At 70.3% G+C, this 13,666-nt stretch carries 8 protein-coding genes; 4 read left to right on the forward strand and 4 right to left on the reverse strand.

Features of this window, described 5'->3' with window-relative positions:
- Positions 1–101: 101 nt before the first annotated feature.
- Positions 102–5,057, reverse strand: coding sequence for an NAD-glutamate dehydrogenase (locus tag BLT97_RS24175; protein ID WP_093613629.1), 4,956 nt, complete (start codon positions 5,055–5,057; stop codon positions 102–104).
- Between the two features lie 565 nt (positions 5,058–5,622).
- Between BLT97_RS24175 and BLT97_RS24180 the strand changes: the two genes are divergently transcribed.
- Positions 5,623–6,189: a DJ-1/PfpI family protein gene (locus tag BLT97_RS24180; RefSeq protein WP_093613631.1), complete on the forward strand. Its 567-nt coding sequence runs from the start codon at positions 5,623–5,625 to the stop codon at positions 6,187–6,189.
- A 142-nt stretch (positions 6,190–6,331) separates the two neighbouring features.
- Here BLT97_RS24180 and BLT97_RS24185 read toward each other — a convergent pair whose 3' ends face one another.
- Entirely contained in the window at positions 6,332–6,991 is a 660-nt protein-coding gene (locus BLT97_RS24185) for an HAD family hydrolase (protein WP_093613633.1), read from the reverse strand.
- A 141-nt stretch (positions 6,992–7,132) separates the two neighbouring features.
- Here BLT97_RS24185 and BLT97_RS24190 point away from each other — a divergent pair, with 141 nt between their 5' ends.
- Complete coding sequence (locus tag BLT97_RS24190) at positions 7,133–8,266, forward strand: LLM class flavin-dependent oxidoreductase (protein WP_093613635.1); 1,134 nt, start codon at positions 7,133–7,135, stop codon at positions 8,264–8,266.
- The gene (locus tag BLT97_RS24195) at positions 8,263–8,961 is read left to right on the forward strand and encodes a CE1759 family FMN reductase (RefSeq protein WP_093613637.1); all 699 of its coding nucleotides are present in this window, start codon (positions 8,263–8,265) and stop codon (positions 8,959–8,961) included. The genes BLT97_RS24190 and BLT97_RS24195 overlap by 4 nt, the downstream gene beginning before the upstream one ends.
- Positions 8,962–9,131: 170 nt before the next feature.
- Here BLT97_RS24195 and BLT97_RS24200 read toward each other — a convergent pair whose 3' ends face one another.
- Positions 9,132–9,638: a DUF6912 family protein gene (locus BLT97_RS24200; protein ID WP_093613639.1), complete on the reverse strand. Its 507-nt coding sequence runs from the start codon at positions 9,636–9,638 to the stop codon at positions 9,132–9,134.
- A 322-nt stretch (positions 9,639–9,960) separates the two neighbouring features.
- On the opposite strand from BLT97_RS24200, the gene BLT97_RS24205 reads away from it, so the two are divergent.
- Positions 9,961–10,398, forward strand: coding sequence for an Rv3235 family protein (locus BLT97_RS24205; RefSeq protein ID WP_093613641.1), 438 nt, complete (start codon positions 9,961–9,963; stop codon positions 10,396–10,398).
- A 124-nt stretch (positions 10,399–10,522) separates the two neighbouring features.
- Here the strand turns inward: BLT97_RS24205 and secA are convergent, their stop codons facing one another.
- Positions 10,523–13,390 carry a preprotein translocase subunit SecA gene (secA, locus tag BLT97_RS24210; RefSeq protein ID WP_093613643.1) on the reverse strand — a complete coding sequence of 956 codons (2,868 nt, stop codon included), beginning with the start codon at positions 13,388–13,390 and terminating at the stop codon, positions 10,523–10,525.
- Positions 13,391–13,666 lie beyond the last annotated feature (276 nt).

The raw sequence follows: 13,666 nt of genomic DNA on the forward strand, positions 1-13,666 counted from the left end.
TGTAGGGGCACGGGTGCCCCGCTGCTTCCGGCCGGGAAACGGCGAAGCACCCCGCAGCCGAGGGCTCCGGGGTGCTTCGCCGTGTCCGACGTGCTACCGCGCTACGAGTGCGACCGCAGCAGCGTGCGCATCGTGCGCATCGCCACCGACAGGTTCGCCAGGTCGAACGAGTCCGAGCCCTGGATCTCGTCCAGGGTGGTCTTCGCGCGGCCCAGGATCGCGGCGTTCTTCTCCTGCCACTGCTTGAAGCGCTGCTCGGGCGTCGCGCTGCCGTTGCCCACCGACAGGACGTCCTGCGTGAGCGCCGCGTGCGCCGCGTACAGGTCCTCGCGGATGGCCGCGCGGGCCATCGAGGACCAGCGGTCGGTGCGCGGCAGGGCGCTGATCCGGTCCATCAGCTGCGTGATGGTCAGGCGGTCGGCGAGGTCGTAGTAGACCTCGGCGACGGCCATCGGGTCCTTGCCCACGCGGTCGGCGATGGCCACGATATCCAGCGTCGGGAACGCCGAGGAGAACCCGGCGACGTGCTGCGCCAGCTCCTCCGGCACGTTCGCCGCGGTGAGCTCCTCGAAGATCTGCTGGTACCACTCGAGGTCGGCGCCCCGCAGCAGGTTCGGCAGCTCGCCCCACACCTGGTGCACGCCCGCGCTGAAGAAGCCGATCGTCTCGGCCAGTTCGAGCGGCTGCGGGCGGTTGTTGAGCATCCAGCGGGTGCCGCGCTCCACGAGCCGGCGCGAGTGCAGCCGGATCCGGGTCTGCACGTCGGCCGCGACCGTGTTGTCCAGGGCCTCGACCGCGTCCCACACCCCGGCGAGCCCGAAGATCTCGCGGGCCGCGGTGTGCGCCCGTACGACCTCTTCGAGCGAGGCGCCGGTCTCCTCGCGCATCCGGTGCAGGAAGCTGGTGCCGCCCGCGTTGACCGTGTCGTTCACCAGGACCGTCGTGACGATCTCGCGGCGCAGCGCGTGCGCCTCGATCTGCTCGGTGAACTTCTCGCGCAGCGCGGTCGGGAAGTAGGCGAGCAGCAGGCTCTGGAGGTACGGGTCGTCGGGCAGCGAGGTGTGGATGAGCTCCTCGGCGACGGTGATCTTCGTGTACGCGAGCAGCACCGCCGTCTCCGGCTGGGTCAGGCCCTGGTCGCCCGCGAGGCGCTCGCGGATCTGGCGGTCCGTGGGCAGGAACTCCAGAGCCCGGTCGAGCCGGCCCTCGCGGACCAGCGTGCGCATGAAGCGCTGCTGGGCGTGGACCATGCTGGAGGACTGCGCGAGGGCGTTGGCCAGGGCGGTGTTCTGCGCGTAGTTGTTGCGCAGCACCAGGCGGCCGACCTCGTCGGTCATCTCGGCGAGCAGCTTGTTGCGCTGCTTGACCGTCATGTCCCCGTCGGCCACGACCGCGTTGAGCAGGATCTTGATGTTCACCTCGTGGTCGGAGGTGTCCACGCCCGCGCTGTTGTCGATGGCGTCGGTGTTGACGCGGCCGCCGGCTTGCGCGAACTCGATGCGGCCGAGCTGGGTCAGGCCCAGGTTGCCGCCCTCACCGACCACCTTGACGCGCAGGTCCCCGCCGTTGACGCGGATCGCGTCGTTGGCCTTGTCGCCGACGTCGGTGTGCGACTCGACGGAGGACTTCACGTACGTGCCGATGCCGCCGTTCCACAGCAGGTCCACGGGCGACTTGAGGATCGCCTGCATCAGCTCGGCCGGGGTCATCTTGGCGACGCCCGAGTCGATGCCGAGCGCCTCGCGGATGTGCGCGTTGAGCTGGATCGCCTTGGCCGTACGGGGGAAGATCCCGCCGCCCGCGGAGAGCAGCTCGGTGTTGTAGTCGGCCCAGGAGCTGCGGGGCAGCTCGAACAGGCGGCGGCGCTCGGCGTAGGAGACGGCCGAGTCCGGGTTCGGGTCGATGAAGATGTGCCGGTGGTCGAAGGCGGCGACCAGGCGGATGTGCTCGGAGAGCAGCATGCCGTTGCCGAAGACGTCACCGCTCATGTCGCCCACGCCGACGACCGTGAAGTCCTCGGTCTGGGTGTCCACGCCGAGCTCGCGGAAGTGCCGCTTCACGGACTCCCAGGCGCCGCGGGCGGTGATGCCCATGCCCTTGTGGTCGTAGCCCGCCGAGCCGCCGGAGGCGAAGGCGTCACCGAGCCAGAAGTTGTACGACTCGGCGACCTGGTTGGCGATGTCCGAGAACGTGGCCGTGCCCTTGTCGGCCGCGACGACGAGGTAGGTGTCCTCCTCGTCGTGGCGTACGACGTCGGCGGGCGGCACGACCTCTCCGGCCACCATGTTGTCGGTGATGTCGAGCAGCGCCGAGATGAAGGTCTTGTAGCTGGCCACGCCCTCGGCCAGCCACGCGTCACGGTCGACGGCCGGGTCGGGCAGCTGCTTGGCGACGAAGCCGCCCTTGGCGCCGACGGGCACGATGACGGTGTTCTTCACCATCTGCGCCTTCACCAGGCCGAGGATCTCCGTACGGAAGTCCTCGCGCCGGTCGGACCAGCGGAGCCCTCCGCGCGCGACCTTGCCGAAGCGCAGGTGCACGCCTTCGACGCGGGGCGAGTACACCCAGATCTCGTACGCGGGGCGCGGCGCCGGCAGGTCGGGGATGGCCTGCGGGTCGAACTTCATGGAGACGTACGAGTGCGGCTTGCCGCCCGCGGCCTCCTGGAAGAAGTTCGTGCGCAGGGTCGCCTTGATGACGGTGAGGAAGGACCGCAGGATCCGGTCCTCGTCGAGCGAGGCGACCTGGTCGAGGGCGCCGTCGAGCTCTTCGAGCAGCCCGTCGGTCAGCTCGGTGCCCGCGCGCTGGCGGTCCGGGGACATCCGCGCTTCGAAGAGACTGACGAGGAGCCGGGTGGTGTGGACGTTGTTGCGGAGGGTGTCCTCCATGTAGTCCTGGCTGAACGTGGAGCCCGCCTGGCGCAGGTACTTGGCGTACGCGCGGAGCACCATCGCCTGGCGCCAGCTCAGACCGGCGCGCAGGACGAGGGAGTTGAAGCCGTCGTTCTCGGCCTCGCCCGTCCACACGGCGGCGAAGGCCTGCTGGAACCGCTCGCGGGCGTCGTCCGCGAGGTAGTCCCCGTTGCCGTTCGCCTTCGGCATGCGCAGGCCGAAGTCGTAGATCCAGGCGCTCTTGCGGTCGCTGCAACGCAGCTCGTACGGGCGCTCGTCGACGACCTCGCAGCCCAGGCGCTGCAGCACGGGCAGGACCGCGGAGAGCGAGACCTGCTCGCCGGTGCGGTAGATCTTGAAGCGGCGCTCGCCGGGTCCGGCGCCGACCGGCTCGTACAGCGAGAGCGCGAAGTCCTGCTCGCTCTTGCCCAGGGCTTCGAGGTGGACGAGGTCGGCCACCGCGGCGCGCGGCGAGTGGTCGGCCTTGTAGCCCTCCTGGAAGGCGCCCGTGTACTTGCGGAGCAGCTCGGCCGCGCGCTCCTCGCCGAGCTCGGCGTTGAGCGCCTCGGCGAAGCCGTCGGCCCAGGAGCGGGCGGCGTCGACGAGGCGGGCCTCGATGCGCTCCTTGTCGGCGTCGGAGAGCTGCGGCAGCTCGGTGCCCGGCGGGACCCGGACGACGAAGTGCAGCCGGGAGAGGATCGACTCGGTGTTCCAGGCGGTGAAGTCGACGCTGGTGCCGCCGAGTTCCTCCTTGAGGATGTCGATGATCCGCAGCCGCACACCGGTGGTGTAGCGGTCGCGCGGCAGGTAGACGAGGGCCGAGTAGTAGCGGCCGTACTCGTCCTGGCGCAGGTAGAGCCGCAGCCGGCGGCGCTCCTGGAGGTACAGGACGCTCGTGGTGATCTGGCGCAGCTCGTCGACCGGGGTCTGGAAGAGCTCGTCGCGCGGGTACGTCTCCAGGATCTGGAGCAGGTCGCGGCCGTCGTGGCTGTTGGGCGAGAAGCCCGCGGCCTTGAGGACCTCGTCGACCTTGCGGCGGATCACCGGGACGCGGCGCACGGACTCGGTGTACGCGGCCGAGGAGAACAGACCGAGGAAGCGGCGCTCGCCGACGACGTTGCCGTCCGCGTCGAACTTCTTCACGCCGACGTAGTCGAGGTAGCTCGGGCGGTGCACAGTGGCGCGGCTGTTGGCCTTGGTGAGCACCAGGATCTTGTGCTCGCGGGCCTTCGCGCGGGCGTCGGCGGGCAGCCGGCTGAAGGACGGGCTGACCGGGTGGGCCTCGTCGCCGCCCGCGTGCTGCGGGTCGGAGCGCAGGATGCCGAGGCCGGTGCCGGGCACGGCGGCCAGCGAGTCGTCGTCCGTGAGGTCGTACTCGCGGTAGCCGAGGAAGGTGAAGTGGTCGGCGGCCAGCCAGCGAAGGAGCTCGCGGGCCTCCTCGATGTCCTGCTCGCGCAGGTCGTCGGCGGTGGGCTCCTGGGGCAGCTCCTCGGCGATCCGCAGCGCCGCGTCGCGCATCTTCTCCCAGTCCTCGACGGCCTCGCGCACGTCGGACAGGACGCGCAGGAGGTCGGAGGTGATCTGCTTGAGGTCGGCGCGGTCGGTCTCGCGGTCGATCTCTACGTGGATCCAGGACTCGACGAGCGTTTCATGGCCGGCGTCGGCCGCGGCCTGGGCCGCGGTGTTGTCGGCGATGACCTCGATCAGCTTGCCGGTGACATCACGGCGCACGACCACCTGCGGGTGGATGACGACGTGGATGCCGCGGCCCTGCCGGGACAGCTCGTTGGTCACCGAGTCCACGAGGAAGGGCATGTCGTCGGTGACGACCTCGACGACCGAGTGGCTGGAGGTCCAGCCGTTCTCCTCGACGGTCGGGGTGTGCACCCGGACGTTGGCGGTGCCCTGCGGCCGGTTCTCGGCGAGGCGGTAGTGCGAAAGCGCGGCACCGAAGACGTCGACCGGGTCGCGGTCGGTGAGGTCCTCGGGGGCGGTGTGCAGGTAGTAGCGCTGGAGATACGTGAGGACGGTGTCGCCGACAGCACTGTCCGCGGTGCCCTCCCTCGCAGCGCCGGTCGGAAGGTGACCTCCGACCGGGCTGTGCTCAGCGACCCGGGCGGCCCTCGCGAGCAGCTCGGCCTTGGCTTCGTCCAGCTTGGTCTGCATGTCCTCTGGCTCCTGTCGCGCGCCGTTGCGTGACGTAGAAGGAAGTGTGATCACTCATGACAATTACGGCACAACGTCGCGACTCGGGGTGGTGGGTCGCAGTCGACGGTATGCCGTGGTCGGAAAGGCGAGGGGCGTAACCGGCCAATATGGTGGGCGCGCCCCGGAGGATCCCAGCGGCCTCCCGCGCCCGGCGGTCGGCCGGGCGAAGGCAGGGGGCACCGGCGCCCCCGCGGCTTATCGCACTGATCACGCCCTACAGGCTATCGCCCTGAGGAGGGGGACCGTCATGGGCCGTATGTGTACAAAAGCTGGGGGCGAACTTTGACAGTCTGGACAGCGACGCGGCGGCCGTACGCGGCGTAACGGGCGCATCTTCGGACCGCGCCCGGTGGACGCGGCGCCCGCACCGGAGTGCGCGATCGAGCCGTACCACCCCGTGGATCGGCCCGCGCCCCCTTGGCAAAGGCGCCCCGGCGATGCACGTTGGCCGGGACGGCCCGGGCCGTCCCACCGGGCGCCCGGGAGCGGATCTTCGAACCATCCGAGGGGAGCGGGAGCGGAGATGAGCGCCAAAATCCTGATCGTGACCGGCGACGCGGCGGAGTCCCTGGAGGTCCTCTACCCCTACCAGCGGCTGCGCGAAGAGGGCTACGACGTGCACATCGCGGCACCGGCCCGCAAGAAGCTCCAGTTCGTGGTGCACGACTTCGAGCCGGGCTTCGACACGTACACCGAGAAGCCTGGCTACACCTGGCCCGCGGACCTGGCCTTCTCCGAGGTGGACCCCGGGCAGTACGTGGCCCTGGTGATCCCGGGCGGACGCGCGCCCGAGTATCTGCGCAACGACCCGGAACTCCGCAAGATCCTCAAGTCCTTCTTCGACACGGACAAGCCGGTGGCGCAGATCTGCCACGGCCCGCTGCTCACGGCGGCCATCGGCAGCCTGAGCGGCCGCCGCGTCACGGCGTATCCCGCCCTGGAGCTGGACATGCAGTCGGCGGGGGCGACCTTCCAGGACGCGGAGGCCGTGGTGGACGGCACGCTGGTCTCCGCGCGCGCCTGGCCGGACCACTCGCGGTGGATGCGCGAGTTCCTGACGGTGCTGCGGGCGAAGGCTCCGGTGACCTGACGGCGCTGCGGACGAAGGCCCCGGTGACCCGACCTTCCGGGGCGGTCCCGGCCCGGCGGCCCGCGCGAGACCGGTGCGGCACCGGCCCGGCAGCCCATGGGAGCCCTGCAGCCCACGCGTACCCGCCGGGCTGCGCGGGCCCTCAGGCCACCAGCCGCTCCGCCTCGGCCACTGCGTCGGCGAGGGTGTCCACCACGGGCACCCCCGCCGCGGCGAGGCTGGCCCGGCTGTGCGAACCCCCGGTGTAGAGCACGGCCCGCGCCCCGACATGCGCCGCGGCCAGCGCGTCGTCCACCGCGTCGCCGATCACGACGGCGCAGGCGGGGTCGACCGCGGGCAGCGCAGCCAGATGGCGCGCCATCTGGAGCGCCTTGCCGTCCGTCGAATCCCCCACGCGCCCGTCCACGCGCACGAACCGCCCCTCGATCCCGTGCGTCCGCACGATCGGAAGCAGCCGGTCGTGCGGAGCGAGCGAGCACATCGACTGGGTCAGACCGGCGTCCTGCCACTCACCGAGAAGCCGGCTCGCCCCGTCGGCCAGGCCGGAGGACTCGGCGAACGCCCAGTAGTGCCGGTGGAAGGCCTCGTCCATGACCACCCACTCCTCGTCGGTGGGCAGCCGGCCCATGAGCCGCTCGTAGAACCTGGGCACGGGCACGCAGTACAGCTCGCGGTACCGCTCGAGCGTGATGGGCGCGAGCCCGATCTCGGCGAACGACGCATTGGTGGCCTGGATGACCGCGTCGATGTCGTGGAACAGCGTCCCGTTCCAGTCCCAGACGATGTGCGCTTGCTTCCCCATGCGACGACCGTACCCACTCCCACCGACAACCCCGCTCGGGGCCGGGGAATACCCGTGCGCTCCGAGCCGGGGAATACCCGTGCCCAGCTCGCCGTTCGCTGATATAGTTGAACAATCAACAACAAGCGAAGGTGAGCAGCCATGCAGTTCGGGATCTTCACCGTCGGCGACGTCACGGTCGACCCGACCACCGGTCGCGCCCCCAGCGAGCACGAGCGGATCAAGGCGATGCTGGCCATCGCGCTCAAGGCGGAAGAGGTCGGTCTGGACGTCTTCGCGACCGGCGAGCACCACAACCCGCCGTTCGTCCCGTCCTCGCCCACGACGATGCTCGGCTACATCGCCGCCCGCACCGAGAACCTGATCCTGTCCACCTCCACGACCTTGATCACCACCAACGACCCGGTGAAGATCGCCGAGGACTTCGCGATGCTCCAGCACATCGCGGACGGCAGGGTCGACGTCATGATGGGCCGCGGCAACACCGGCCCGGTCTACCCGTGGTTCGGCAAGGACATCCGCGACGGCATCGACCTCGCCGTCGAGAACTACGCCCTTCTGCGCCGCCTCTGGGACGAGGACGTGGTGACCTGGAAGGGCAAGTTCCGTACCCCGCTGCAGTCCTTCACGTCCACGCCGCGCCCGCTCGACGGGGTCGCACCGTTCGTCTGGCACGGCTCGATCCGCTCCCCCGAGATCGCCGAGCAGGCCGCGTACTACGGCGACGGCTTCTTCCACAACAACATCTTCTGGCCGACCTCCCACACGAAGCAGATGGTGAACCTCTACCGGCAGCGCTACGCCCACTACGGGCACGGCACCCCGGAGCAGGCGATCGTCGGCCTCGGCGGCCAGGTGTTCATGCGCAAGAACTCGCAGGACGCGGTGCGCGAGTTCCGCCCGTACTTCGACAACGCACCGGTGTACGGACACGGCCCGTCGCTCGAGGAGTTCACCTCCCAGACCCCGCTGACCGTGGGCTCCCCGCAGGAGGTCATCGAACGGACGCTGTCCTTCCGGGAGTACGTGGGCGACTACCAGCGCCAGCTCTTCCTGATGGACCACGCGGGCCTGCCCCTGAAGACCGTCCTGGAGCAGCTGGACCTGCTCGGCGAGGAGGTCGTCCCGGTACTGCGCAAGGAGTTCGCGAACCTCAAGCCGGCGAACGTGCCGGACGCACCGACGCACGCGGCCCGGGTGGCCGCGAAGTCGGCCGCCACGCCGTCCGCCGAGTCGTCCGCCAAGTCTGCTGCCCCCGAAGGGAGTTCGAAGTGAAGCTCGTCGTCGTCTCGGCCGGGCTGAGCTCCCCGTCGTCCACGCGGCTCCTGGCCGACCGCCTCGCGGCGGCGACCGTGGCGGGCGTGGACGCCGGGGTCGAGGTCGAGGTCGTCGAACTGCGCGACCTCGCCACGGAGATCGCCCAGCACTTCGTCACCGGTTTCCCGCCGGCCCGGCTCGCCGCCGCGCTCGACGCGGTGGCGGCGGCCGACGGACTGATCGCGGTCACGCCGGTCTTCGCCGCGTCGTACAGCGGCCTGTTCAAGTCGTTCTTCGACGTCATCGACAAGGACGCCCTGACGGGCAAGCCGGTGCTCGTCGCCGCCACCGGCGGCACGGCCCGCCACTCGCTGGTCACCGAGCACGCGCTGCGTCCGCTGTTCACGTACCTGCGCGCCCTCGTCCTGCCGACCGCCGTGTACGCGGCCTCGGAGGACTGGGGCGAGGAGGGTCTTGCGCAGCGGATCACCCGCGCGGGCCGGGAGCTGGCGCGCTTCATGGCGCCCGGCGGCACCGCGGCGGACTCGGACCCCGCTCAGGACACAGCTCGGAACACCGCTCCGGACGTCGACACGGCCGCGGCCATCGCGCCCCGCTCGCTGCACGGCGCGATCACCTCGGTGGACCCGGCGGACGGCTTCGAGGTGGTCCCGTTCGCGGAGCGTCTGGCGGCGCTGCGTCCGGCCGAGTAGCCGGGTCTGGTACGGGGGTCGTGGGCCCCACAGCCCACAGTCAGTTTTCCCAGGCCCCCGAAACAGTCCCCTCCCGCCCGGGGGCCGAAGCCCTTTCCAGGCTATCGGGGCCCACTGACAACGCCGCTGCCGAGCGGGCCGCGCTGCCGGCCGATCAGGTTCACGCGCCCTCAGCCGATCAGGTTCGGGATCTCCTGCGTCGCGAACCACAGCAGCTCATGGTCCTCGGCGCCGTCGACCGTGAACTGCGCGTCGTCGTCGCCGAGGTCCGCCGCCCCGAGCGCGGAGGCCGCGGCCGCCACATCGCTCACGGCCTCGTCCGCGTCCACGTGCACGGCCGCCACCTTGGCCAGGGGCACCGCCTTCGCGAGCCGGACCTCGCCCAGCGCCCCCGGGTCGAGACCGCGGTCGGGGTCGACCACCGCGTCCGCGTCCGGCACGTCCACCGCGACGACGACGCGGCGCGGCACGGCCGCCGGGTCACCCGCGAGCATCCGCAGCGAAGCGGCGGCGGCACGGTTGAGCGCCGCGTACTCCAGCTCCTCGATGTCGTCGGACACGTACCACTCCCGCAGCGCCGGCGTCACGGCGTACGCGGTCAGCGGTCCCGGTCCGACCTCGGACGCCTTGTGCACCTGTGCGAGACCGGCAAGTGTCAGGGGGACGTAGACACGCATGAAGTCGCCGCTTTCGTCAGGGGACAGAAGGCCAGGTCACGGCCCGGCGCGGGGGATCCCGTCACGCCGGACGGCCTTCAGGATACGTCCGGACGTCCCCTTTCGAGTTGCCGCCCGGGCACCGTACGACGTCAACCCGACGCCCCTCCACGCCGCCGACGAGCCCACCGTCACGGCGCCCGGCCACCCTGATAGGTGAACCCCGCCGGCGCCCCCGACACGCACCGCCCCGCATTGCGGCCGCACCCGCGCTCCCCGTACAAGAAACCCCGAGAGCTACCGCCGGGTAACAACGCCCGGCCCGGCAGAACGGGGATCCGCCATGACCATCGGCACGACGCGTCCGACCTCACGCCGCACGCCCGCACCGCGCGGCCCGGCCACCCGGCGCGACACCCGGCGCCCCGGCGAACCGCGCCGTGTCCCCGTCCAGCAGCGCCAGGCCGTCATCCGCTACTGGTTCGCCGAGCGCCTGCTCGCCGTCCTCAGCGGCCACCGCCCGGTGCACTGGATGCTCAACCACACGGTCGGCGAGGCCTACGACCAGCTCTCGCGGCTCGCCCCGCGCACCCCGCTGCGCGCCCGCGGCACCCGGCCCGTCATCCGCGAGTGCGGCGAGCACCGGCCCGAGGACGGCGTGATCGAGGCCTTCGCGAGGATCGCGGCCGGAGAGCAGCTGCGGGCCATGGCCTTCCGCCTGGAGCAGGGCCCGGACCGGCGCTGGAAGTGCGCGGCGGTCGAGGTGGGTACACCCGCGTAGAAGGTCCGCAGCGGCCGCTTACCTTCCGGCGCCGCGTACAGCCGCGTACAAGCCACGCGCATACGGAACCGGGGCCCCGCACACCCTGCGGGACCCCGGCCACGTACTACCGACTGAACCAGACCTACTTCTTGCGGCGACGGCCGCCCTTCTGCGCCTTGCGGCGCTCGGCGCGGGTCATGCCGTCCGCGGCGGAGCGCACCGGCCCGTCCGGGGCGTCCTCGACGAAGTCGCCCTCGACGACGCCGCCTTCACCGTCCACGGTCGGGGCGGAGTAGTGCAGACCGCCGCGGCGCTGCGGAGCCTCCAGGCCCTTGGCGCGGATCTCGGGGCGGGCACCCGCGGGCACCGCGTCCTGCGGCTCGTCCTTGGCGAGCGAGGTCTTCTCGGCGGCGTCCACCGGGACCTCCTCGACCTGCTGCTCGACCTGGACCTCCAGGTTGAACAGGTAGCCGACGGACTCCTCCTTGATGCCGTCCATCATGGCGGTGAACATGTCGAAGCCCTCGCGCTGGTACTCGACCAGGGGGTCCTTCTGCGCCATGGCGCGCAGGCCGATGCCCTCCTGGAGGTAGTCCATCTCGTAGAGGTGCTCGCGCCACTTGCGGTCGAGGACCGAGAGGACGACGCGGCGCTCGAGCTCACGCATGATCTCCGAGCCGAGCTGCTCCTCGCGCGCGTCGTACTGCGCGTGGATGTCCTCCTTGATCGCGTCGGAGATGAACTCGGCGGTCAGACCGGCGCGGTCGCCGGCCTCGTCCTCGAGCTCCTCGACGGTGACCTTCACCGGGTAGAGCTGCTTGAACGCGCCCCACAGCCGGTCGAGGTCCCAGTCCTCGGCGAAGCCCTCGGCGGTCTCGGCCGACACGTACGCGTCGATCGTGTCGTCCATGAAGTGGCGGATCTGCTCGTGCAGGTCCTCGCCCTCCAGGACGCGGCGGCGCTCGCCGTAGATGACCTCGCGCTGGCGGTTGAGGACCTCGTCGTACTTCAGAACGTTCTTACGCGTCTCGAAGTTCTGCTGCTCGACCTGCGACTGCGCGGAGGCGATGGCGCGGGTGACCATCTTGTTCTCGATCGGCACGTCGTCCGGCACGTTGGCCATGGCCATCACGCGCTCGACCATCTGCGCCTTGAACAGGCGCATCAGGTCGTCGCCGAGGGAGAGATAGAAGCGGGACTCGCCGGGGTCGCCCTGACGGCCGGAACGACCGCGCAGCTGGTTGTCGATACGGCGCGACTCGTGGCGCTCGGTGCCGAGCACGTAGAGACCGCCGAGCTCCTTGACCTCGTCGTGCTCCGCCTTGACGGCCTCCTCGGCGCGCTCGAGGGCGGCGGGCAGCGCGGCCGCCCACTCCTCGATGTGCTCCTCGGGGTCGAGACCCTGCTGGCGCAGCTCGGCCTCGGCGAGGTCCTCGGGGTTGCCGCCGAGCTTGATGTCCGTACCACGGCCGGCCATGTTGGTCGCGACCGTGACGGCGCCCTTGCGGCCGGCCTGGGCGACGATGATCGCCTCACGGTCGTGCTGCTTGGCGTTGAGCACCTCGTGCGGGATGCCGCGCTTGGAGAGCTGCTGCGAGAGGTACTCGGACTTCTCGACCGAGACGGTGCCGACCAGGATCGGCTGGCCCTTCTCGTGCTTCTCGGCGATGTCGTCGACGACCGCGTCGAACTTCGCCTTCTCCGTGCGGTAGATGAGGTCGGACTGGTCCATGCGGACCATCGGCCGGTTGGTCGGGATCGGCACGACGCCCAGCTTGTAGATCTGCTGGAACTCGGCGGCCTCGGTCATGGCCGTACCGGTCATGCCGGACAGGCCGCTCTCGTAGTCGTCGCGCTTGTAGAGGCGGAAGAAGTTCTGGAGCGTGATCGTGGCGAGCGTCTGGTTCTCGTCCTTGATGTCCACCCCTTCCTTCGCCTCGATCGCCTGGTGCATGCCCTCGTTGTAGCGGCGGCCGGCGAGGATACGGCCGGTGTGCTCGTCGACGATCATGACTTCGCCGTCGATGACGACGTAGTCCTTGTCCTTCTTGAACAGTTCCTTCGCCTTGATGGCGTTGTTCAGGTAGCCGACGAGCGGGGTGTTGACCGACTCGTAGAGGTTGTCGATGCCCAGCCAGTCCTCGACCTTGGCGACACCGGACTCGTGGATGCCGACGGTGCGCTTCTTCTCGTCGACGTCGTAGTCGCCGGTCTCCTCGATGCCCTTGAGCGGCTGGCCGGCCTCGCCCTTCTTCAGGCGCGTGACCAGCTTGGCGAAGTCGGCGTACCACTTGGTGGCCTGGTCGGCCGGGCCGGAGATGATCAGCGGCGTACGGGCCTCGTCGACGAGGATGGAGTCGACCTCGTCGACGATCGCGAAGTTGTGGCCGCGCTGGACGAGCTCGTCCTTGCTCCAGGCCATGTTGTCGCGCAGGTAGTCGAAGCCGAACTCGTTGTTCGTGCCGTACGTGATGTCACAGGCGTACTGCTCGCGGCGCTGGGCCGGAGTCATGTTCGCGAGGATGCAGCCGACGCTGAGGCCGAGGAACTTGTGGACGCGGCCCATCAGCTCGGAGTCCCGCTCGGCCAGGTAGTCGTTCACCGTGATGAGGTGGACGCCCTTGCCCGACAGCGCGTTCAGATACGCGGGCAGCGTGCCGACGAGGGTCTTGCCCTCACCGGTCTTCATCTCCGCCACGTAGCCCATGTGCAGGGCGGCGCCGCCCATGATCTGCACGTCGTAGTGCCGCTGGCCCAGGACGCGCTTGGCGGCCTCGCGGACCGTGGCGAACGCCTCCGGCAGCAGGTCGTCCAGGCTGTCGCCGGACTTGCCTTCGCTCTCGACGTACTCCTGGTAGCGCTCCTTGTACTCCTCGGTGAGGGCACGGAGCTCGGCGTCGGAGAGGCCTTCGAAGTCCTCTTCGATGGAGTTGACCTGGTCCGCGATGCGGTGCAGCTTGCGCAGGATCTTGCCTTCGCCTGCACGCATGAGCTTGGTGAGGACGGACACGAGGGCTGGTCTCCTTGCCGGTCGGGCGGCCTGGCGGTCGGTTTGTGGTGATACGGGTACGGCAGGTGGCCCCACCGCAACGGCCATCGTATGCGAGGAGCCCGCTGCGCCGGGAGGTCCACCATCAGGTCCAACGGGCGGGAGGCCCGGAAGGTGCCGCACGAGTCGGCCGGGGGTGCTTCGGGGTCCGCAGGACGGGGCCGGTCGCGATCCGGGGTCGGCAGCATTGGTCGGCAGCACCCGGAGTCCGCATGGCTCGGCCGGCCGCGCTCCGGG

It is taken from the genome of Streptomyces indicus (assembly GCF_900100315.1).
Classification (GTDB): Bacteria; Actinomycetota; Actinomycetes; order Streptomycetales; family Streptomycetaceae; genus Streptomyces; species Streptomyces indicus.